Origin of the sequence: Microcoleus sp. D3_18_C4 (assembly GCF_036702355.1) — a bacterium.
Classification (GTDB): domain Bacteria; phylum Cyanobacteriota; class Cyanobacteriia; order Cyanobacteriales; family Microcoleaceae; genus Microcoleus.
The window spans coordinates 35162-56753 of the sequence record NZ_JAUBTF010000040.1; the positions used below are offsets into that span (position 1 = coordinate 35162).

Sequence of the window (21592 nt, forward strand, 5' to 3'; positions counted from 1 at the left end):
GCGTTTTAAAATGATCCATCAGTTATTAGGTTTAAACACATTTTGCCAATTTTAGCCTAAATTTTATACTTTCTTTATACGTAACAAATTTTTTTGCTCTTATTTGGACAAATTATCCGATCGCAACAATTAAGTTTAATGAAAGATTTATTTCTATTTGCTAATTGTCAATTGTGAGTTCTTGAGCTAATACCCTTTCTTCAAATATCTCCTAGTGGGGATACGGCAATGCCCAAAGCGTGTAAAATTAACCCTAAAAACTTTTGTATCTTTCGTTGCTCGCCCAGTTCAGATACCCCTAAATCCCCCTTAAGAAGGGGGACTTTGAGAGAATACTCTTGTTCCCCCCTTATCAAGGGGGGTTAGGGGGGATCTAGACTTCGAGACAAACAAGAGATACAGTCGGTTTGACATTAAGTTGACACTAAATGCCGTGTCCCTACCGATTTAACTGACTCCCGAAACGATCGCAAAACCCAGAACTGCGACAAACACAATCAAGGCATAAAATTGAGCGCGACCGCTCTCAAAGTATTTCAAACCTTCGCCGCTAACTAGGGTGATAAACCCTGTTAAGTTGACGACACCATCGACGACTCGCAAATCAACTTCCATGACTTGCCGCGCTAAACGGCGACTGCCTTTGACAAAGAGAAAATCGTTGATATCGTCGAGATACCACTTGTTGAGGGAGAACTCGTAAAGCGGTTTGATTTTTTGGGCGATCGCACTTGGGTCAATTTTACGACTCAAATACATCAGAGAAGCCAAAGTAATGCCCAGCAAAGCAATACCTACAGAGCTTCCGCCCATGATTAGAAATTCCGTCAAATTGAACTCAGCAGCGTGTTCCAAAACTTCTTCGAGAGACTCGCCCGGAGCGCGAACAAACTGCTCGAAATAATTGGCAAACGGCGTACCGAGAAAACCGATAAACACAGAAGGTACTGCCAGCAACACTAACGGCAGAGCCATTGTCAGAGGAGATTCGTGAGGCAAATGGTCGTGCTCATCGTGACTGTCGTCAGTTGAGGCCAATTCCTTAACGTTCATCGCTCCCGGGCCAAAAACAAGACCGGGTTGCAGGAGTTGCCGCTTGATGGCGCTGTCATTGCCCCGGAATTCGCCCTCAAAGGTGCTGAAATACATCCGGAACATATAAAACGCGGTCATCCCCGCCGTCAACCAGCTAACAGCCCACAAAGCGGGATTTGCTGCGAAGGCGCTGGCGAGGATTTCGTCTTTTGACCAAAAACCAGCAAACGGCGGAATTCCGCAGATTGCCAAATTACCGATTAAAAAGCAAGAAGCGGTAATCGGCATATATTTCCGCAAGCCGCCCATGACTCGCATATCTTGAGCGAGTGCGGGGTTGTGGCCTACAACTGCTTCCATCCCGTGAATGACTGAACCTGAACACAGGAACAGCATTGCTTTGAAATAAGCGTGGGTCATCAAGTGGAAAAGTCCGGCACTGTAAGCGCCGACGCCCATTGCCATCACCATGTAGCCGAGTTGGGAGATGGTGGAGTAGGCGAGGCCTTTTTTGATGTCATTTTGGGTAATCGCGATCGAAGCACCCATAAATGCCGTAAAACACCCGGTGCAGGCGATCAAATTCATGACTGCCGGCAACCCTTCAAACACCGGGTACATCCGAGCGATCAGGAATACGCCAGCGGCTACCATTGTCGCGGCGTGGATCAGAGCAGAAATCGGTGTCGGGCCTTCCATTGCGTCTGGCAGCCAGACGTGGAGGGGGAATTGAGCGGATTTGGCTGCTGGCCCCAAAAATATGAGGACGCCGAAGATTGTCGCCAAAGTTGCGCTGAGGGCGCCGGATTCGACTAAGGAGTGCAGGCGTTCGCCCATCACCTCAAATTCAAAGCTGCCGGTGGCCCAGTAAATGCCGAGGATGCCCAGCAGCAGGCCGAAGTCGCCGACGCGGTTGGTGACAAAAGCTTTTTGGCAAGCGTCAGCAGCGGGTTTGCGATCGTACCAAAATCCGACTAGCAGGTATGAACACATACCTACGAGTTCCCAAAAAATGTAAATCTGAACGATGTTCGGGCTGATTACGAGACCCAACATCGACGCGCTGAAGATGCTCAGGTAGGCGTAAAAGCGCACGTACCCGTCATCGTGAGCCATGTAGCCGTCGGTGTAAATCATCACCAAAAAGGCGACCGTAGTGACGATCGCCAGCATCACCGACGTTAGGGGGTCGATAATATAGCCCATATTCAGCGAGAAGTCGCCAGCAGAAGCCCACTGAATACTGCGGGTGTAGGGTGCGTGGCCCTGTAGTTGACTCCACAGCAATGCGAAGGAGAGTACCATTGACCCGCCGAGTGCGGAGACGATTAATATCGCATTCGCTTGTCGGAGCTTGTTGGTTGCCTGGTTAAAGGTGATTAAGCCTAGACCTACTAGCATTGCGCCTGCCAGTGGCAGGACAGGAATCAGCCAAGCATATTGATAAAGCAGTTCCATGACTGATAGGTAGTTTAAAGTTTCTACTAGATATTGCCAAAACTGTAAACAATTGTGACACACGCCTGCGCCACTGGGCCAAAATACTTGATCCAATTCTTTAAGTATTGCTATACCTGAGTGCAATCGCGAGCGAGACGATCGCACTACTTTTTTCATCGCCAGCGAGACGATCGCACCCTACTCCGAAAATTATTATTCCTGTGGCAAGGGAAACTATAGGACAAATCTCACAGTCCTGTGCGTTCAAGACTGCGAGATTTATTTTGGTGTCCGATGGTTGATGGACAAATGGGGAATGCCTTCTGCTTCCGACATAAAAGCCGAATGCCTTCTAAACAAGAGCCGAATGCCTTGGAACCATTACCGGTTGGCTACTTCCTGAAGTTGCAGCCGTTGAGATGGGGAAGCTACGTGAGCCGCGAGCATCCAGGAATCCAGAGTCCGCCGCAGTTCCTCACGTCCTTGGTAGTCTTCAAATCTAAATCGAACTTTATCGCCCTCAAACAAAATCAGTGTGGGCAGACTTGTCAATCGATAAGTGTGGGCCAACTTAAAACATTGATCGGCATTCACCCCGACCAGCTTGACTTTTTCTGCCCACTGTGCCTCAAAAGTCTTAAGCGTGGGGTCGATCGCGCGGCACAAACCGCACCAAGGAGCCGAAAAGTGAACTAAAACGGGGGTAGAGGCTTGAAATACCTCTTGTGCAAAAGTGCGTTCGCTAACCGACAACACCATGAGCCCTCAAAATTTAATAATTTTTTTTCTATCCTAGGGATCATGCTACCAGTATATGTTCCTAGTGACACGCATCAAAAAAGGATGAATTTCCCAAAGCAAACCAGTAAAAATGACTACACCTACATAGGAAGGGCGCACAAACTCAAGCAAATCAAGGGTTTGACGCTTTTGCAGGATTGCCAAAAAAGGAATTATTGAGGTTCGAGATTTGATGGTTTCAAAGGATTCTCCAAAACGAGCCTGAAGTCGTCTGTCGCCGTGCCACACTCCGAACAGGTGGTGAAGTACCAAACCGATGGAAGTGACGAGGGTAAAGCTAGTGCCAATCCACAGGGTGTGGGCCACGCACCAAATCAGTTGTCCCACCATTTGCGGGTGACGGGTGATGCGAATGATGCCAGTTTCGTAGAGGTGAACTTGGGGCTTTTGGACGGCGGCAATTTCTAGGAGGTTGAAAGTTGCTGGGTACAGAAACAGAAAGGAAATTGCCGAAAGTATCCAAACTGCGGGTTTAACTCCGGGTAATCCCTGTACTTGCCAAAGCTGCACGCCGTCGTAGCGGTGGTTGAAAAAGTAGACAATCAGAATGACGGCTAGCGGCAAACTGACAAGGGCAAACAAAACCCGGTAAAGTCTCGGCCCGATCAGCTTTTCACCTTTGGGCCGGAGGGCTGCTAAACCGCTGTGGGCGATCGCAAAAACCAGTAACAGGCCCAGAATAACTAAGTGGGAGTCGAGCGCCAAGTCGATCGTCATTGCAAATATTAAGAAAAGTTATTGATTCTCGGCCAATTTGTGTCACAAAGTATCTATGGGAGCATTCAGCGGTTATCAGTCAGTTAACTGTTCACTGTTCGCTGTTGACTGTTGACTGTTCGCTGTTCGCTGTTGACTGTTCGCTGTTGACTGTTCGCTGTTTGCTGTTCGCTGCCTACAGTCAACCGTCAACCGTCAACTGACAACTGACAACTGACAACTGACAATTTAGATATATGTCTGACCTTCCTTTCACTTTAGACCAGTTACGCATTCTCAAGGCGATCGCCTCTGAAGGAAGCTTCAAACGCGCCGCGGACAGCCTCTATGTATCCCAGCCAGCAGTTAGCTTGCAGGTGCAAAACTTAGAGAGACAGTTGGACGTGCCGTTGTTTGACCGGGGGGGGCGGCGGGCGCAACTGACCGAAGCCGGACACCTGCTGCTGAGTTACGGCGAGAAAATTTTATCGCTTTGCCAGGAAACTTGTCGAGCTCTGGAAGACTTGCAAAATCTCCAAGGCGGTACTTTGATCGTCGGCGCTTCTCAAACAACGGGAACCTATTTGCTGCCCCGGATGATTGGGATGTTTCGCCAAAAGTATCCCGATGTAGCAGTACAGCTTCACGTTCACTCGACCCGCCGCACGGCGTGGAGTGTGGCCAACGGGCAAATCGATTTGGCAATTGTTGGCGGAGAAATTCCTACCGAACTTGTAGAAGCTTTAGAAATTGTTCCTTACGCTGAGGACGAACTGGCTCTGATTCTCCCTCCATCTCACCCGATGGTACAACAAGAAACTATCCAAAAAGAAGACCTTTACAAATTGCAGTTTATATCCCTCGATTCGCAGTCTACAATCCGCAAAGTAATCGATCAGGTACTGACTCGCTGCGGCATAGACACGCGCCGCTTGAAAATAGAGATGGAACTAAATTCGATCGAAGCAATTAAAAATGCCGTTCAGTCGGGGCTGGGAGCTGCTTTTGTCTCGGTTTCGGCGATCGAAAAAGAGTTGCTCATGGGCGTCTTGCACAAATCTCAAATGGACGAAGTTCTGGTAACTCGCATTTTGTCGCTGATTTACAACCCCAACCGCTACCGTTCTAAAGCAGCAGAGGCTTTCAGCAATGAAATTTTGCCCCAGTTTGCTACTTATTCCACCATCCTGGAGAAGAAAGAACCCCCAGCGCTCGATTTGGGATTCATAGAAATAGCAACTCCCAACTCGGCGGGAAGTTAATCTCTTAGGTCGCTGGCAGTTAGCAGTTCGCGGTTAGTTGAGAAATCGAAATCTGATTTAACAATCGCTTTTTCTTCCCTCTTCCCTCTTCCCTCTTCCCTCTTCCCTCTTCTTAGCAAACCAAAATGGAAGTTTACTGCACCCGCCCGGGCTGCCCGCGCCCTCAAAACTATTTTCCCGACCTCGATGACAGTTCGCTGCTGAAAACCGTGCAGCAAAAGTTTTGCACGACTTGCGGGATGCCCCTAATTTTGGGCGGGCGCTATTTGCCCGTCAGGTTGTTGGGTCAAGGCGGTTTTGGGGCGGCATTTTTGGCGAGAGACCGCTATACTCCGGCGATGCGGCAGTGCGTTGCTAAACTTTTGCAGCCCTCGGTAAGTCTGACTCCGCCCCAACTAAAAATCGCTCAAACTCTGTTTGAACGGGAAGCGGCTGTGCTGGAAGAACTGGGAAACGAACATTCCCAAATTCCAAGTTTGCTGGCTTTTTTTGAGCTGACTGTTACGAGTTTGCAGCCGGGAAAAAACGATCAGTTTTTCTATCTGGTTCAAGAATTTATTGACGGTAAAAATTTGGAGGATGAACTAGCTGTTAAAGGCAGGTTTTCGGAGGCGGAAACGCTGGAGGTGCTGCGGGAAATTTTGAAGGTTCTCGATTTTGTACACTCTCGCGGTTCGATTCACCGAGATATTAAACCTGCTAATATTATGCGGGGTAAAAACGGTCGGCTTTATTTATTAGATTTTGGGGCTGTTAAACAAGTAACACAAAGTGTTGGGAGTGCAAAAGCTTCGACTGGTATTTATTCTTTGGGTTATGCTCCGCCAGAACAGATGAGCGGGCAAGAAGTTTATCCGGCAACGGATTTGTATGCTTTGGGTGTGACTTGCATTACTTTGCTGAGTGGTTTGCAGCCGACGGAGTTGTTTGATAGTTACAGAAACGAGTGGAATTGGCAGTCGCGGGTGCAGGTAAGTTCCCGTTTGGCTCACGTTCTCGATCGAATGTTATTATCAGCTCCCAGCCAGCGTTTTCAATCTGCGAGGGAGGTGGAAGCGGCTCTGATGTCTGGGCCTCAACAACATTCTCAACCACCTACAGTCGTGGTGGCGCCGCCTCCGATACCTCTTCAACCGACTCTGCCGCCTCCTCCTGTACGGGTTCCTGCAACACATCCTGGAGGGCTACAACCTTCGCAGAGAGCGACTTTTTCGATTTGGGAGGTTTTGTCGGGGGCGGCGTTTACGGGTTTTGAGGCGGGGGTACTGGCGATCGCCCTGACGAGTTTGCTGGCCTCTCCAGGCTTGAGTATCGGATTGTTGGGGATGATTGTGGCGGGTTTGATTTACGGGCAGTACCGCAGGGCGATCGAACAAACTGAGATGTTGATTATTGGTGCAGGTACTGTGGCTTTGCTGTGGTTTTTCCCGGTTTTACAGACGGCGGCTGTTGCGATTTATCCGAATTCTCCGCTCACTGGCGTGTTATTTGTGGGATGGTTGGGTGCTTTGGGGGCGATCGCTGGAACAGCTATTTTTCGATTGATCTATAAGTTACTTTCAAACGTTTTTTAATGTAATAGTCATCTCTAGAAAAGCCTGTTTTGAACAGGCTTTGCGGCCTGTTCCACAATAATTAATTATGGGAGATGTCTAATTTAAAATGCAGACTCAGAAGTCTATCTACCCTAATTGGGTCATTGCTTGGGGCCCAGAATCCCGATCGCACCCTGCAACTTGGGAAACTTCCGGTTTTGCCATAATCGGAGCTGAACCCACCTTCAGCCCCAATCAGCGATTTGTGCTGGTAGGTGACTGCTGCTTCGATCGCACCCCAATGCTCAAACAACAGATAGACACGGAGGGATTGACCGATTTGGCGATCGTCGCGCGGCTGTGGGAGCAGTACGGTACTAAAACACTGAGCTTGCTGTCAGGACAATTTGCCCTTGCTGTGTGGGATAGAGAGGAGCAAACCTTGTGTCTGGGGCGCGATCGCGTGGGAGCAAAAACCCTCTATTACACCCGTACAGGAACGACTCGCTGGATTGCGCCCCGACTGCGATCGCTCAATCCCTATCACGATCGAGAACTAGATTTAGTTGCTTTGCGCGACTATTTGTGCTGTGCCTTTGTACCCGGAGCACAAACGCTGTGGGAAGCCGTGCGAGAGTTGCGGCCCGGTAGCTACCTGTACTTACCGGATGTTGAGGCGCAGAGATACTGGCAGCCACAGGAGCAAATTACTAACGCCGATCGCCCTTTGGAATGGCATAGTCAACAAGTGCGATCGCTTTTGGAACAACTGGTGCAGGAAGCGCTACCAGCGGGAGAACCAGTCGCAGCATATCTTTCGGGCGGGATTGACTCAAGTTGCGTCGCGGCGATCGCCACAAGGCTGCACGATCGTGCGGTACACACTTTTTCGATGCACTTTGGCGCTGAATATCCCAGCGAGATTGAATTTGCCAACATCGTTGCGGCACATTGTGGCACTGAGCACCATATTTTAGAAGTTTCGCCAAAGCAAATTTGGCAGTTGCTACCGGAAACGCTGGCGGCGATGGACGATCCGGTGGGGGAAGGCTTGACGGTTCCAAATTTGCTGTTGGGGCGATCGGCAAAGCAATTCGCAGACGTGGTACTCAATGGCGAAGGTGGCGATCCGTGCTTTGGCGGGCCGAAAAATAAGCCGATGCTGCTGAATAGTTTGTATGGTTCGATTCAGGGTAAACCAGATCCGATCGCAGCTTACTTGACTTCGTTTCAAAAATGCTATGTGGATTTGCCACGTTTGCTGAAGCCGCAGGTTTGGGAAAAGGTGAAGAATGCGCCTTCCGTCTTTGCTGAGGAATTGCAACAGACAGAAACGACGTTTTTGAATCGGCTGATGCGACTCAACATTGAGTTTAAAGGAGCCGATTACATTTTGACCAAGGTGAATAATCTCACGGCTGCGGCGGGACTAAAAGCTCGATCGCCCCTATTCGATGCGCGGATGGTGGCGCTGAGTTTGCAAATTCCGCCAGAATATAAGCTTTCGGGCGCGCAGGAAAAAGCGGTTCTCAAGGCTGCTGTGGCGGATTTGCTGCCCGATGTCATTGTCAACCGTCCGAAAAGCGGGATGGTGATGTCGATGCAGCAGTGGTTTTTGAGGGATTGGCAGCGGCAAGCGCGATCGTTGCTGCTGAATCGTCATGCGGCGATCGCGCCTTACCTCGATCGAACACTAATCCGCGAGTGGCTAAACTATCGTGGCGAAGTTTTTCCCCGCTATGGGCTGAAGCTGTGGCTGCTGGTGACGCTGGAAATTTGGTTACAAGTGAATCGCCGTTAGTTACCCCAAATTAGGACACGGCGCCGTGTCTTTCGTCGTGTCAACTTCAGCAGTTGACGCCCAAATTTGTCGATCGACAATGGCATTTTCCCTATGCGGTTTTCGCTCTTGTTTATAGAACCGAATTAAACCGCAGAGGGCGCAGAGGATACAGAGAAACGGAAGAGACAGATGAATCATTCCGATGCCAACGGATTTGATAGAAAATAAAGATTTACCTTGGTCGTTGAATTAGCCAGAAGTCTCTCAAAATTATTAACCAGGATTTTGCACCTTTCTCTCCAATAATTTCATATCATTTCCGATCGATTAACCATAATATCTCGGTCGGGGCGAGTTTTGTAAATTGTAAATTATTGGCAGGTATTCTTGGTGAACGCGCCCTACAAAAATCGCGGTTCCTCGACCGGATATGATATTAGTTGGGAATTTCTTATTTAACCATCCGCATTTTTAACCACCCGCAATTTCAAGCACTATTTTACCGGTTACTGAGCCTGTTTCTAACAGTTCGTGAGCGGCTTGCGCTGCTTCGAGAGGGAAAGTTTTGCTGACGTGAATTTTTAGCAAGTTGCGATCGCACAAACGAGCACACTTCTGCAAAATATGAGCCTGCTGTTCCTGTTCCTCCACCAAACCTTCCAGCATCGGTGTCAACATTAATTCCAGACTAATTCTCAGATTCCGCATTCTCGCTGTTTTCAAATTGCCCAAAGCCGGATCGGGTTCCAAAATTGTTACCAAATCTCCATAAAATCGAACAGCCGGAATAGTTTGGTAAAAAGTTTCTCCCCCGACTGTATCGAAAGCCAAATCAACTCCTTGTCCTTGAGTCCAAGTCAAAACCTCATCGACAACATTGGTATTTTTGTATAAAATAACTGAATCTGCACCTAAGTGCTTGACAAAATTGGCTTTTTCCTCAGAACTAACAGTCGTGCAAACCTCTGCACCCTGCAACTTCGCCAACTGTACCGCCACGTGGCCGACACCGCCGGCACCAGCTTGAATCAGCACTTTTTGGCCGGCTTCCAAGCGCCCTCGATCGTACAGCGATTCCCAAGCTGTAATTAAAACTAACGGTGCCGCCGCCGCCTCAGCAAAACTTAAAGCAGCCGGCTTGAGGGCGAGAAAGCGTTCGTCTACTACGGCAAACTCGGCATAAGTACCGATCGACCCGCCCAAACCGCCATTGCAGAAAAAAACCTCGTCTCCCACTTGGAAACTTTGCACACCAGCACCGACAGCCTCTACGACTCCAGCACCGTCGCACCCCAAAACGTGAGGAGTTTTTTCGGGGTAAAAAGTGCCGCGCGATCGCAACTTAGTATCTATCGGATTGATACCCGCCGCTCGCAACCGCACCAAAACTTCAGTTTCTGTTTGTATAGTAGGAGCGGGGATATCTTGCAGTTTCAATACGGACGGGCTTCCGGGGGTTTGAAAAACAATCGCTTTCATCATGGGTGTTACACTAGATCAGATAATCCCTAGACTTTATTGTATATTGCTTAGCGAAGCAACAAAAAACTTTTTGTTTATCCCAAAGTTTATGATTGTTGTTGAAAGGCATTACTTAGATCGTCAGCATCAGTTTTATAAACAGTTTGATGACTTATCATTTCTGTCCAAAATTTTCTACGATCGTGGTAATTATTTATGATAAAACACTTTTTTAGTTCGGGATATCAAGTTGGTAGCACTAGAACTATCAGACAGTTATTTGCCATCTTAAAACCTAGACACATATCTCAATCATTCACTGCTAAAATTAGAAATAAAGGTCTCAAACAAGTTGTTCACGATGGGGAGGATTGCCAAAATTCAAGAATAGCTTATGATCCAGATATACCTCGATTTTCATTCCTACCTAGCATCCCCCAATACCAACATAAAATTTGTACACGTAACTTGTTCAGTTCTGATAACCAATCCATAAAAAAAAGGGGGATAAACCCCAATCAGGGACTACTTCATTTATCTCAAAGTGACATAATATTTTATACAAAATCCCAAAATGTCATCAAGGTAAGGGTCGTTCCTGCAACAGCGCTCTACTTTTTTGAGGTTGCTAATCAAAAGCCTGTAACGTTGGTGGATTTAAATTACCACCTCAGAGCAGGTATAGATTTAGGGATTGCTCACTTCGTCGCTTTGGCATCTAATAAGCCAACATTTACTCCAACTATTTATGATAAAAAACATCTCAAATCAATTAATCAAGGTTTCAATCAACGCAGAGCATTTTTACTGTCAAAAATCGACCAGGAAAAATCTACCACGCGCCAAATCCAGCAAATCACATTTAATCGAAACAAGACATTAGAAAACTACCTTCATCAGACCAAGATTTTGATTGTCAAGCGGTTGGGGGATGAGAAAAAAATCCAGTTAATTATTGGTACAAAGGTGAGGAATAAACAGAATATAAAATTACAAAAAAACCATCATATTTTTGGCGTAATTACTCATACCCAGCCCATAAAATTTCTTACTTGCAAAACTGAATTAGTCGGTATCAAGGTAATAGTTCCACAAGCAGCTTATATAAATAAGTGCAGCTTTGGGGATGTAGAGCCTGTCGGTAAGCAAGAGTCTTACCAGGGTAAGATCGGTAAACGCGAGTGGTTTCGGTCTTGGAATGAAAGTCGAATTAATGCTGATGTGAATGCAGCGTTAAATATAATTAGAAAAGTCAACGTAAACTCACCGCCTTAGAGGAGTGCCACAATCGTATATATGTGTTTACAATTTCACCTGTACGGGTTCAGCCTGTACGAAAAAAACCACAAAAAGTTCGGTAATGTCAAGTATTGCCAGGTTTTTTGTGAACTGTTAACTCTCTTGTCGCCTTCACGGCGATCTGACCTTGTATTCGTTACCCATCCGTGACGATACTTAGTTATTTTTAAATAGATTGGCTTCAGATAACTACAACAATTGTCGAGCGGTGCTAATCGATGTTCGATCTAGATTTATTTTTTTACTTTGAGATTCTTGCATATTTTCTGGGATTATCGGCGACTTTAGCCTTGGTGCCCGCGATTTGTCTCAAGTGGCACCGAAGGTCTTCCAGTCTACCGCTAGCCAAAGAGCAACGGCAGTTGGCCGACTTAAAGCCGGACGATTTATCTGCAGGATTGAAAATGCGGAAAAACTTTGTGATTTTCCCGAACTCAAATCGGTGGCCGGCAACTGACAGCTTCTTGGGTAAAGTTTTAGGTGTGGGCCGCGCTGTATTCTTGCCCAAGCAACAGCGCCTAACAGTGAATTCTTCGCCTATTGTGGGGCCTGGAACTAGCAAAACCCTAAGTCTGAGCATTTCGGGTTCGATGGGGGAAAATCTCGATCGCCCGAATGCCGAGAATCCTCCCAAAGTTAATGCTTTCGCGCAATTAGAGGAAGATTTGCTGGGCGAAATCCTAGCAGGTACTGATTCGCCGGGGGGAGCAGAATTCTTTGATGCCTTAGTTTGCCACTTAGCCTCAGCACTCGGAGTTCGCACCGCCGTCGCTGCCAAATCGATTAAGTCGAAGGCACGCACTGATGCTGCTGCCGATAGATTGCAAGTTATCAGTTTTTGGAGCGACGGACAGCAGCAGCCAAACTTTGAGTGCGACACCGCCAATACTCCCGAAGCGCGGGTGCTGGAGGCGGGAATGTATTCCTGTCCAGACAACCTCTGGGAAACCTTTCCAGAAGACCGCAGACCGGTAGTTACAGGTGCGCGCAGTTTCGTGGGAGTCTTGCTGAAAAACTCTTACGGCGAACCTTTAGGCATTATCTGTATTTTCCACGATCGCCCCCTGGTGGAAGCACATCTTGCCAAATTCCGATTAATTCTCAGCATCTTTGCCGGACGGGCCGCCGCCGAATTAGAGCGGCAGCGCCTAGAAGCAGCACTGTCCACTGTAGAAGCGAAATACTGCGCCCTGGTAGAACAAATGCCGGCTGTCACCTACATTTCTCCCCTCAACCGCACGGCTGCCAAACTTTACATCAGCCCGCAAATCGAGACTTTTCTAGGTTATTCTGTAGCTGAATGGAGAGCCGATCCCGACCTGTGGCTGAAACTCGTTCACCCAGAAGACCGTGACCGCGTGTTAGTTGAAAACGCTACACAGAAATTCACCGATGGAGAAGATATCTTCTGCGAGGGGTCGCTGGTTTCAGAATACCGCGCGATCGCCCGCAACGGTCGAGTAGTCTGGTTCCGCGATCAAGCGACCGCAGTTCGCGATGAAGCAAGCAAATCTGTCATCCTTCAAGGCGCCATGTTTGATATCACCGAGACTAAAGTAGCTGCCAGCGCACTGCTAGAAAGCGAATACCGCTATTACACCTTGGCAAAAATACTGCCGGTCGGGATTTTCCGCGCCGACGCTGCTGGAGATTGCTTGTACGTCAATGAGCGATTTTTGGAGATGGCGGGACTGACTGCACCAAAGGCACTAGGCGAAGGTTGGGCGCAAAGTTTGCATCCCGAAGACCGCGATCGTGTTTTGAGCCAGTGGTATCGCGCTGTCACAGATAAGTTGCCCTGTAAGTTAGAGTACCGTTTTTGCAACGGTGACTTCACAACCTGGGTATTTTGGCAAGCAGTGCCAGAAATGACGAAAAGCGGGGAAGTTCTAGGCTATCTCGGCACGTTGACCGATATCAGCGATCGCAAGCAGGCAGAATTCGCACTGCAACAGGCGGAAGAGAAATACCGCAGTATCTTTGAAAATGCGATCGAAGGCATTTTCCAGATAACGCCTGACGGGCGCTACCTCAGCGCTAACCCTGCTTTGGCGAGAATTTACGGCTACTCCTCGGCTGCCGAATTGATCGCGAACATACGCAACATCGACCGCCAACTTTACCTCGATCCCAACCGCCGCGTCGAGTTTTTGCGTGCGATCGAAAAACAAGGTTTTGTGTCTGAGTTCGAGTCTCAAGTTTACCGCGCTGACGGCACTACTATCTGGGTTTCCGAGAACGGCCGGGCAGTTCGCGACCCTGATGGAAATTTACTTTACTACGAAGGCACTGTCGAAGATATTACCCTCCGCAAAATAGCAGAAGATAAGTTGGTACACGATGCTTTGCACGATATGCTAACCGGTTTGCCCAACCGAGCTTTATTTATGGATCGCTTGGGGCACGCGATCAATCTTTCAAAACGCCGCCCCGAAATTTTGTTTGCGGTGCTGTTTATCGATCTCGATCGCTTTAAGGTTGTTAACGATAGTTTGGGGCATTTAGTGGGCGATCGGTTGCTAATCGCGATCGCGCAGCGCCTGGGAATCTGTTTGCGCGCTGGAGATACCGTTGCGCGTCTTGGCGGCGACGAATTCGCTATTTTGCTGGAAAATATCAAAAGCACCGAGGATGCGATCCAGATTGCCGAACGAGTGCAAGCGGAACTGGCAGAGCCTTTTTACCTTAACGAATATCAAGTTTTTACCAGTGCTAGCATAGGGATTGTTTGTTCTGGTTTGCCTCGGTATTCAAGGGAAACCAGCAAACTGTCGAGTCCCGAACATCTGGGAAATATCGATCGGGAAACTTCTTTGTCTTGCTTATCTTCCGACTCTCCTGTTCCCAATGTCCCGTTCCCCATGTTGTACGATCGACCTGAAGAACTGCTCCGAGATGCAGATGCTGCCATGTATCATGCTAAGGGATTGGGCAAAGCTCGCCACGAAGTTTTTGACTTAAGTATGCACACTCGCGCCGTCGCCCTTTTGCAACTGGAAAACGACCTGCGACGCGCTTTAGACTCCCAAGAATTTCAGCTCTACTATCAGCCCATCGTCTCTCTAGTTACTGGTAGAATCAGCGGTTTTGAAGCGCTGCTGCGGTGGTATCACCCGCAGCGGGGTGTCGTAGCTCCTGGCGAGTTTATTTTAGTAGCAGAAGAAACTAGATTGATTATACCTATTGGCTGGTGGATGATGCGATCGGCTTGCCATCAGATCCACCAGTGGCACCAAAAATTCCCAGAAAATCCGCCGTTGACTGTCAGCGTCAACCTTTCTAACCAACAATTTAAACAACCGGATTTAATCGATCGCATTCGCGAAATTTTACAAGAAACTCAGCTTGACCCCCGCACTTTAAAGGTAGAAATTACTGAAGGCGTCATCATGGAGAATGCCGAATCAGCAGTGGCTATCCTCGCGGAATTGAAAAATTTAGAAATTCAATTATATATTGACGATTTCGGCACTGGCTATTCTTCTTTGAGCCGCCTACACACCTTTCCAACTGATGCTTTAAAAATCGATCGAGCTTTTGTCAGCCGCATGACTGAAGATGAAGGAAACGAAGCAATTGTACAGACTATTTTAATTTTAGCCAGTCATTTAGGTATGGATGTAATCGCTGAAGGCATCGAAACCAGCGAACAGCTTAATTTACTCAGGGCGCTGCAATGCGAATACGGACAAGGATACTTTTTCTCCAAGCCGATAGACAGCATCGCAGCCACACTTTTAATAGAAAGTCAACCCCAATGGTAATGAGTAATGGGTAATGAATCATTGGGAATTGCTAATTCGGAATCGGGAATCTGGAATTGTAAATTGGAAATTAGAAATTAGCCAGTGGAAGTTAAAACCTTCTTCCTTCTTCCTTCTTCCTTCTTCCTTCTTCCTTCTTCCTTCTTCCTTCTTCCTTCTTCCTTCTTCCTTAAACTTTCGCTTCCAAAGACTTGAGAAACTCAGTATTTACCCCCGACTCGCGCGTCAGGGCAATTTTCCCAGTACGAGCAATTTCCTTAATCCCAAATCTATTCAGAACCTGGACGATCGCCACCATTTTACCGGGATCTCCCACAACTTCCAATGTCAGCGTATCATCACCAATATCCACCACTCGCGCTCTAAAAATTTGAGCTAACTCAATGATCTCCGATCGCGCCCCGCTAGCAGCATTAACTTTCAGCAACATCAACTCCCGTTCCACACAGGGAATTTCCGTTATATCCTGAACTTTAAGCACGTTAATCAACTTGTACAGTTGCTTTGTCAACTGTTCGATAATTTGGTCATCTCCGGGTACAACCATCGTAATCCGAGACACTCCCCCTTGTTCCGCCGGGCCAACGGCCAGACTTTCAATATTAAAACCCCTACGGGCAAATAAACCAGCAATTCGAGTGAGGACACCCGCTTCATCTTCAACTAAAACCGAAAGAGTGTGTTTCATTTCTCCAAAAAGACGCATTTCGTGCAATTCTACTTTCGCTAATTCGCCTTTTAGCAGAAGTGCACGCCCATTGAACCTGCCTTAGACATTTTATCGCGAGTTATTGGCCGTTCATCTGCAGGAAAAAACAATATCATATAAGCTGTCGGGGCCAGAGTCACCTCCGATCGACAATATCACTCATAGATCAGCGTAAATCCGCCCCCACCCGCTTATTGTTGTCGATCGCACGCACATGATCTAAGTAATTGTGTGTACGAACCTACACAATTACTTGATCGAATAAAAACTTTTCAGGTCGGTTGGCCCAGTAGGACTGAAATTTTGAGACCCAATGGGTCTCAAAATTCCTTCACAGAAAAACCCGGTGTTGCAGAGATGGCATCTGGCGGCGGACTTGTTCTAGTCGATCGGGATTAATTTCTGCAATTGCCACACCCGGTTCGTCTCCAGCATCCGCCAAAACCACACCCCAAGGGTCTACAATCATCGCGTGACCGTGAGTTTGACGGCGGCCGTAGTGGCGGCCAGTTTGTGCGGGGGCAATCATATAACAAGTATTCTCGATCGCCCTAGCTTGCAACAAAACCTTCCAGTGATCCTTGCCAGTGTAAGCAGTAAACGCCGCCGGCACGAACAAAATATCAGCCCCCTTGTACGACAAATGCCTGTACACTTCCGGGAATCGCACGTCATAGCACACCGAAAGTCCCAGCGTCCCCAACTCCGGCGACACATAAACCGGCGGCAAATCTTCACCAGCTTTCACAGTGTTCGATTCCCTGTAAGTAATACCGTCTGGCACATTCACATCGAACAAATGTACTTTTCTGTACCTTGCCACTTCAGTGCCGTTTGGGTCTACCAGCAAACAAGTATTGTATACCTTCCCCCCCTCCGTCGGCACTGGAAATCCGCCGCCCAGAATCGTTACCTGGAATCGCTGGGCCATCGTTTTGAGGAATTTTTCGCTTTGGATGCCGATCGCCTCTGAAGAAGCAATTTTTTCCTCCTCTTCGCCCATAAACGAGAAATTTTCTGGTAAGGAAACTAACTCCGCACCTCGACGCACTGCCAGGTCGATTAATTCCTCTGCCTGAACCAAATTTTTTTGCAGGTCAGGCAAGCTAGTCATTTGAATTGCTGCGGCGAGATAAGACTTCATCGATTCACAATATTAGTCATTAGTCAGTTGTCATTAGTCAGTTGTCAGTTGTCAGTTGTCAGTTGTCAGTTGTCATTAGAAACTAATTGAATAACTAAATATTTGAGACTCTGGGCTTTTTCCCTAGTGTGCGCTGGTCTTCACCCAACTGTTATAGAAGTTTTCAACCGTTGTGAGGTATGCCCTATGCCCTATGCCCTATGCCCTATGCTCGCTTCATGTTACTGAGAAATGCTATAGAGTTTGAGAGTTTTGATATTTGAGTTTTAAATTAACCTGTAACTCATCATTCAAAAATCAAAACTCTCAACTTTTACCTAGGTTTTGCCACCTAATTTCCCTCAAATCTTAAGGCATTGGATGGAAAAGCAGGTCGGGGAAAAAGCGATTAAATTCAATTAAAGCCGCAGCTTGAATAGATATCCAAAGGATAGCCAATACTGGTGCTGTCGAAAGAAACTTGACAAAGTATTGCATGAATTCTGCTCCTGAAAATTCGAGACAGTTGGTAATTGCCGATCGATAAGCGCGCTAATTGCTAATTGCCAGTTAATTACTTAACTGTTAGCTATTAGCTCTTCTCCATTTCCCAATTTTAGCGGGGGGAAACAGTAATTTCGTCGTCCTTGGCAAACATTTCACCGCTGGTGATTGATGTGAGAGCTGCCAGAGGCCATAAAACGCCGCTCAGCATACATTTGATTGCCAAAGGAACGTCGATAATAATCTCTTTTTCCTCTGGGGTTGCTGATTTCTTGGTAACTTGCAGATAAGAACGGCCCACCCAACCAATCCAACCTGCGATATACAAGAACAGTATGCTAGGAATCAAAAAGTCCCCTGCTTTGCTCAAGTTGCCGTCTACGATTAAGTGCGGGTATCCTTCCGGGCCGCACATAGCTTGAGAATAGCGATCGAATCTTGCTTTCGCAGATGCGGGGTCGCCATTGGTAGAACGTGCATTTTTAGCCAGTTCCTTGAATTCGGGAGAGTCTTTGCACGGCACTAAATTGTAAGCCGAAGCAACTGGAGCAAAACTGAACCAGACACTCAACACTAAAATTGCAGCAAACAATCGTCGCATGGAATTGTTTCCTTTTGTTACAAAACAATAAGTTTTTGTACAAGCATTTCAACTTGCCGATCTGGAATCCAGATTACCGTGTTTGTTGACAGTGTAAAGTATCCATCATTGATGTGGCAAAGCCCAATAGAATGAGGGATTCCCGTTTTCATAGGTCAATGCTGAGCTAGCAATACCGCGAGGATATTCCTTCCTTGCATCAGATGATGGCCTTACCTGTCGATCGGGCAAAAATCCCTTAACAATAACCTGATTACAGGTAGATCGGGGGACTTGCGCCGAATTAGCTAAGCTAGCAATAACTAACCTATCAAATAAAATTACCAGTTAATGGCAACCATTTTCGCGATCGAAACAAGTTGTGACGAAACAGCAGCAGCGATTGTTAAGAATCGTCAAGTTTGCAGCAATGTTGTAGCATCACAAATTAAAATCCACGAGCAGTTTGGTGGGGTAGTGCCCGAAGTGGCTTCGCGGAGTCACCTAGAAATGCTCAATCAGGTAATAGCCCAGTGTCTCGGTGAAGCAAACCTGAGTTGGTCAGAAATTGACGGCATTGCAGCGACTTGTGCCCCTGGTTTAGTAGGTGCATTGTTAGTCGGGCTGACAGCGGCGAAAAGCTTGGCAATAGTCCATCAAAAACCTTTTTTAGGCGTCCACCACCTCGAAGGGCACATCTACGCTTCTTACCTTACCGAACCCGACTTGCAGCCACCGTTTTTGTGTTTGTTAGTTTCCGGGGGACATACTAGCTTTATTTACGTCAAAGATTGCGGCGTTTATGAAACAGTAGGACAAACACGCGATGACGCCGCCGGCGAAGCTTTTGATAAAGTCGCGAGATTGTTACAGCTAGGATATCCCGGCGGGCCGCTGATTGACAAATTAGCCGCCCTTGGCAATCCCCAAGCATACCCTCTACCAGAAGGCAGAATTTCCTTACCTGGTGGCGGCTACCATCCTTACGACAGTAGTTTTAGCGGGTTGAAAACCGCAGTTTTGCAATTAGTGCAGAAACTCAAAAAACAAAATAACAATGTGGGTGAGGAAGGCATCTTGACTGCCTCTACAATTAATGATATTGCGGCCAGCTTTCAGGAAACAGTAGCCAAGGGTTTAACAAAAAGAGCGATCGACTGTGCCGTAAATTTCGGGCTTACCACTATTGTAGTCGGTGGGGGAGTTGCAGCAAACAGCGGACTGCGAAAACACTTACAAGCAGCAGCAGGAAAACACAACTTGCGGGTATTGTTTCCGCCATTAAAATATTGTACAGACAACGCAGCCATGATTGGCTGTGCGGCGGCCGAACACTTGCAGCGAGGACACACATCACCGCTGACTTTGGGAGCAAATTCGCGGATGGCTGTCAGCGATATTATGGAACTGTACAAGAGTCATTAGTTATTAGTCATTAGTCATTAGTTAACAGTCATTAGTCAACAGTCAACCAAACGATGAAAATCCGCGACGCAGAAGAAAGCGATTTGCCAGCAATTGTTCAAATATATAACGCAGCAATACCGGGCAGAATGGCCACAGCAGATTTAAAACCAGTCTCAGTCGAAAGCCGCCTCCCGTGGTACAGAGAACACTCCCCCAATTCCTGGCCGATTTGGGTAATGGAATCAGAACAAAATATTGTTGGTTGGCTGAGTTTTCAGCTTTTCTACGGCCGCGCTGCCTATCAGCATACAGCAGAAGTTAGCATCTACGTCGCACCCGATCGCCAACGCTGCGGAATCGGACAAAATTTATTGCAATCGGCAATTGTGCGGAGTCCAGAATTGAAGCTTAAAACTCTCATGGGCATAATTTTTGCTCACAATCAGCCGAGTGTAAGATTGTTTGAGAAATTTGGCTTTCAGCAGTGGGGATATCTGCCACAAGTTGCCGAACTTGACGGCTTTGAAAGAGATGTCGTAATTCTCGGTTTGCGTTGTCTGTAGGGAAACGGCAATGCCAATTGGTGTCAACTTAAGGTCAAACGTAATACCGGTCTGCTGTTTGACGATTAGGCCTCGATCCCCCCTAGCCCCCCTTAAGAAGGGGGGGACAGGAAGCGCTCAAAGTCCCCCTTTTTAAGGGGGATTTAGGGGGATCGAGACTACGGTAGAAGCGAGATTTTCCAGGCTCTGATGTTTGCTCAATCTGCTAAAATTGTAATTTCATCCAAAGATGCGATCGCCACATCAGCATTTTCCAAATGACTAACCTGGGCCTTTCCCCAACAAATCCCGATACAGCCAGCCGCGCCCGCATTTTTACCCATCTGAATATCGCCCGCTGAATCTCCCACCATCAAAGTTGCTGCGGGATTTACTCCGAGTTTCTCACAAGCTTGCAAAAACAATTTCGGATCTGGTTTATGAACCGTTGAATCAACTCCCATTTCTAACTGAACCCACTCGGCTAAGGCGTGGTGTTTCACAAATTTCTGCACCGATTCTGTTGTAGCAGCCGAAAGAATTCCCAGTTTTAAACCCGCTTCCGAAAGATATTTCAGCACTTCCAAACTGCCGACAAATAAAGGAGAAACAGCACTATTTTTAAACATTTCGTCAGCTTCGTCAAAAGCGCGGCGCGCAATAGTTAAAGATTCCAGCCATCCCCTGCCGGTTTCGGCGATGTATCCCGCCGCCACAATCTCATTTTCCCTACGACTACCGACTGCTAGCAAGCCTGTGGGGTCGATGCTGCCACTTTCGATGCCGAAAGCCATTTGTAAAGGCTCTCCAACCCCCGGAATTTGAGCGTCTGCGAGGCGGGCTCGCTTCATCCCCAACAATCTCAAAAATTCTTGAGAATCCTCTAGAGTGCCGTCTTTGTCAAAGATTACGGCTTGGATATTCGAGAAGGTAATGCCCCGACATTTAATAGTTACCAAGAATCTGAACTCCGTAATTTTTATATTTTTTTGTATAGTCTCATATTGTGGTATTTTTAGCAATTGTTTTTAGCGCAACCTAACTCTCTTGTCCCACCCCCTACTCCCCTTATTAAGGGGGGCTAGGGGGGATCTGGCCTTAACTATTACGAGATTAATCGTACTCTTGTCCCCCCCTTATTAAGGGGGGCTAGGGGGGATCTGGCCTTAACTATTACGAGATTAATCGTACTCTTGTCCCCCCCCCTATTAAGGAGGTTTAGGGGATATCTGGCCCTAAGAATGACGATCGCACGCACCCAACAACTCCTGACAAACTCCCTCGAAACACTGCAACACATCAACATTCGTAAACCTGACAACTTGCAGTCCATACCCCTCGAAAATCCCTGTTCTTTCCGCATCATATTGTTTCCCCTGTTCAGTAAAATGACTCTCGCCATCAACCTCAATTACCAATCTTAAAGCAGCACAATAAAAATCTACAATAAAATTGTCTATCGGCCGCTGTCTCAAAACTCTAAAAGGGAAATTTCTCAGAAAATCTTCCCAAAGTTTCTTTTCGGCTGGAGTTGGATTTTTCCGAAGTTCCTTGGCGATAGGGATGAGTTTTGGGTTGTAAGGTAGGTGGAAATTCGAGTCGTTTAATTTGATCGTCATCCTCCTAATCTCGGATCGATCCCCCCTAACCC

Annotated in this window: 17 protein-coding genes; 7 read left to right on the forward strand and 10 right to left on the reverse strand. The window is 47.3% G+C overall.

Annotated features, from left to right (window positions below):
* Positions 1 to 447: 447 nt before the first annotated feature.
* The 3 genes from QUA90_RS19450 to QUA90_RS19460 form a co-directional block, all read right to left on the reverse strand.
* The gene (locus QUA90_RS19450; protein WP_333210842.1) at positions 448 to 2493 is read right to left on the reverse strand and encodes an NAD(P)H-quinone oxidoreductase subunit 5; all 2046 of its coding nucleotides are present in this window, start codon (positions 2491 to 2493) and stop codon (positions 448 to 450) included.
* Between the two features lie 363 nt (positions 2494 to 2856).
* Entirely contained in the window at positions 2857 to 3234 is a 378-nt protein-coding gene (locus QUA90_RS19455) for a thioredoxin family protein (protein WP_333262789.1), read from the reverse strand.
* A gap of 45 nt (positions 3235 to 3279) precedes the next feature.
* A complete protein-coding gene (locus QUA90_RS19460) occupies positions 3280 to 3993 on the reverse strand; it encodes an NnrU family protein (protein ID WP_333388233.1) in 714 nt (237 codons plus the stop codon).
* A 236-nt stretch (positions 3994 to 4229) separates the two neighbouring features.
* On the opposite strand from QUA90_RS19460, the gene QUA90_RS19465 reads away from it, so the two are divergent.
* The 3 genes from QUA90_RS19465 (at position 4230) to QUA90_RS19475 (ending at position 8570) form a co-directional block, all read left to right on the forward strand.
* Complete coding sequence (locus QUA90_RS19465; protein WP_015174889.1) at positions 4230 to 5234, forward strand: LysR family transcriptional regulator; 1005 nt, start codon at positions 4230 to 4232, stop codon at positions 5232 to 5234.
* A 125-nt stretch (positions 5235 to 5359) separates the two neighbouring features.
* Positions 5360 to 6808, forward strand: coding sequence for a serine/threonine-protein kinase (locus QUA90_RS19470; RefSeq protein WP_333447203.1), 1449 nt, complete (start codon positions 5360 to 5362; stop codon positions 6806 to 6808).
* Positions 6809 to 6896: 88 nt separating this feature from the next.
* Positions 6897 to 8570, forward strand: a complete 1674-nt coding sequence (locus QUA90_RS19475) for an asparagine synthase-related protein (protein ID WP_333447205.1) — start codon at positions 6897 to 6899, stop codon at positions 8568 to 8570.
* A 453-nt stretch (positions 8571 to 9023) separates the two neighbouring features.
* Here the strand turns inward: QUA90_RS19475 and QUA90_RS19480 are convergent, their stop codons facing one another.
* Complete coding sequence (locus QUA90_RS19480) at positions 9024 to 10031, reverse strand: zinc-dependent alcohol dehydrogenase family protein (RefSeq protein WP_333447227.1); 1008 nt, start codon at positions 10029 to 10031, stop codon at positions 9024 to 9026.
* Between the two features lie 198 nt (positions 10032 to 10229).
* Between QUA90_RS19480 and QUA90_RS19485 the strand changes: the two genes are divergently transcribed.
* Together QUA90_RS19485 and QUA90_RS19490 are read left to right on the forward strand one after the other, a co-directional pair.
* Positions 10230 to 11288, forward strand: coding sequence for a transposase (locus tag QUA90_RS19485; RefSeq protein ID WP_333388223.1), 1059 nt, complete (start codon positions 10230 to 10232; stop codon positions 11286 to 11288).
* Positions 11289 to 11530: 242 nt separating this feature from the next.
* Entirely contained in the window at positions 11531 to 15076 is a 3546-nt protein-coding gene (locus QUA90_RS19490; protein ID WP_333447207.1) for an EAL domain-containing protein, read from the forward strand.
* Between the two features lie 169 nt (positions 15077 to 15245).
* Here QUA90_RS19490 and ilvN read toward each other — a convergent pair whose 3' ends face one another.
* The 4 genes from ilvN to QUA90_RS19510 all read right to left on the reverse strand — a co-directional run bounded on the left by ilvN (position 15246) and on the right by QUA90_RS19510 (position 18013).
* The gene (ilvN, locus tag QUA90_RS19495; protein ID WP_333210829.1) at positions 15246 to 15764 is read right to left on the reverse strand and encodes an acetolactate synthase small subunit; all 519 of its coding nucleotides are present in this window, start codon (positions 15762 to 15764) and stop codon (positions 15246 to 15248) included.
* A gap of 352 nt (positions 15765 to 16116) precedes the next feature.
* Complete coding sequence (locus tag QUA90_RS19500) at positions 16117 to 16929, reverse strand: carbon-nitrogen hydrolase family protein (RefSeq protein WP_333080387.1); 813 nt, start codon at positions 16927 to 16929, stop codon at positions 16117 to 16119.
* Positions 16930 to 17277: 348 nt separating this feature from the next.
* On the reverse strand, positions 17278 to 17406 hold the full coding sequence (psaJ, locus tag QUA90_RS19505) for a photosystem I reaction center subunit IX (protein WP_333037175.1): 129 nt from the start codon (positions 17404 to 17406) through the stop codon (positions 17278 to 17280).
* A 118-nt stretch (positions 17407 to 17524) separates the two neighbouring features.
* Positions 17525 to 18013, reverse strand: coding sequence for a Photosystem I reaction center subunit III (locus QUA90_RS19510; RefSeq protein WP_333447209.1), 489 nt, complete (start codon positions 18011 to 18013; stop codon positions 17525 to 17527).
* 330 nt (positions 18014 to 18343) lie between these two features.
* On the opposite strand from QUA90_RS19510, the gene tsaD reads away from it, so the two are divergent.
* Positions 18344 to 19417 (forward strand): tRNA (adenosine(37)-N6)-threonylcarbamoyltransferase complex transferase subunit TsaD, encoded by a 1074-nt coding sequence (gene tsaD, locus QUA90_RS19515; protein ID WP_333324268.1) that lies wholly within the window; start codon positions 18344 to 18346, stop codon positions 19415 to 19417.
* Positions 19418 to 19470: 53 nt separating this feature from the next.
* Positions 19471 to 19962 carry an N-acetyltransferase family protein gene (locus QUA90_RS19520; protein ID WP_333447211.1) on the forward strand — a complete coding sequence of 164 codons (492 nt, stop codon included), beginning with the start codon at positions 19471 to 19473 and terminating at the stop codon, positions 19960 to 19962.
* Between the two features lie 197 nt (positions 19963 to 20159).
* On the opposite strand, the gene QUA90_RS19525 is transcribed toward QUA90_RS19520, so the two are convergent.
* Positions 20160 to 20900, reverse strand: coding sequence for an HAD family hydrolase (locus QUA90_RS19525; protein ID WP_333447213.1), 741 nt, complete (start codon positions 20898 to 20900; stop codon positions 20160 to 20162).
* Positions 20901 to 21176: 276 nt separating this feature from the next.
* Positions 21177 to 21560 (reverse strand): endonuclease domain-containing protein, encoded by a 384-nt coding sequence (locus QUA90_RS19530; protein ID WP_333447215.1) that lies wholly within the window; start codon positions 21558 to 21560, stop codon positions 21177 to 21179.
* Positions 21561 to 21592 lie beyond the last annotated feature (32 nt).

Excerpts from the sequence above, each read along its gene's own strand:
- QUA90_RS19465 (WP_015174889.1), top strand. The coding sequence starts at position 4,230 with ATGTCTGACCTTCCTTTCACTTTAGACCAGTTACGCATTCTCAAGGCG.
- QUA90_RS19490 (WP_333447207.1), top strand. The coding sequence starts at position 11,531 with ATGTTCGATCTAGATTTATTTTTTTACTTTGAGATTCTTGCATATTTT.
- QUA90_RS19510 (WP_333447209.1), bottom strand. The coding sequence starts at position 18,013 with ATGCGACGATTGTTTGCTGCAATTTTAGTGTTGAGTGTCTGGTTCAGT.
- QUA90_RS19500 (WP_333080387.1), bottom strand. The coding sequence starts at position 16,929 with ATGAAGTCTTATCTCGCCGCAGCAATTCAAATGACTAGCTTGCCTGAC.
- QUA90_RS19460 (WP_333388233.1), bottom strand. The coding sequence starts at position 3,993 with ATGACGATCGACTTGGCGCTCGACTCCCACTTAGTTATTCTGGGCCTG.
- QUA90_RS19520 (WP_333447211.1), top strand. The coding sequence starts at position 19,471 with ATGAAAATCCGCGACGCAGAAGAAAGCGATTTGCCAGCAATTGTTCAA.
- QUA90_RS19450 (WP_333210842.1), bottom strand. The coding sequence starts at position 2,493 with ATGGAACTGCTTTATCAATATGCTTGGCTGATTCCTGTCCTGCCACTG.
- QUA90_RS19485 (WP_333388223.1), top strand. The coding sequence starts at position 10,230 with ATGATAAAACACTTTTTTAGTTCGGGATATCAAGTTGGTAGCACTAGA.
- QUA90_RS19530 (WP_333447215.1), bottom strand. The coding sequence starts at position 21,560 with ATGACGATCAAATTAAACGACTCGAATTTCCACCTACCTTACAACCCA.
- tsaD (WP_333324268.1), top strand. The coding sequence starts at position 18,344 with ATGGCAACCATTTTCGCGATCGAAACAAGTTGTGACGAAACAGCAGCA.
- QUA90_RS19475 (WP_333447205.1), top strand. The coding sequence starts at position 6,897 with ATGCAGACTCAGAAGTCTATCTACCCTAATTGGGTCATTGCTTGGGGC.
- QUA90_RS19470 (WP_333447203.1), top strand. The coding sequence starts at position 5,360 with ATGGAAGTTTACTGCACCCGCCCGGGCTGCCCGCGCCCTCAAAACTAT.
- QUA90_RS19455 (WP_333262789.1), bottom strand. The coding sequence starts at position 3,234 with ATGGTGTTGTCGGTTAGCGAACGCACTTTTGCACAAGAGGTATTTCAA.
- QUA90_RS19480 (WP_333447227.1), bottom strand. The coding sequence starts at position 10,031 with ATGAAAGCGATTGTTTTTCAAACCCCCGGAAGCCCGTCCGTATTGAAA.
- psaJ (WP_333037175.1), bottom strand. The coding sequence starts at position 17,406 with ATGCAATACTTTGTCAAGTTTCTTTCGACAGCACCAGTATTGGCTATC.
- ilvN (WP_333210829.1), bottom strand. The coding sequence starts at position 15,764 with ATGAAACACACTCTTTCGGTTTTAGTTGAAGATGAAGCGGGTGTCCTC.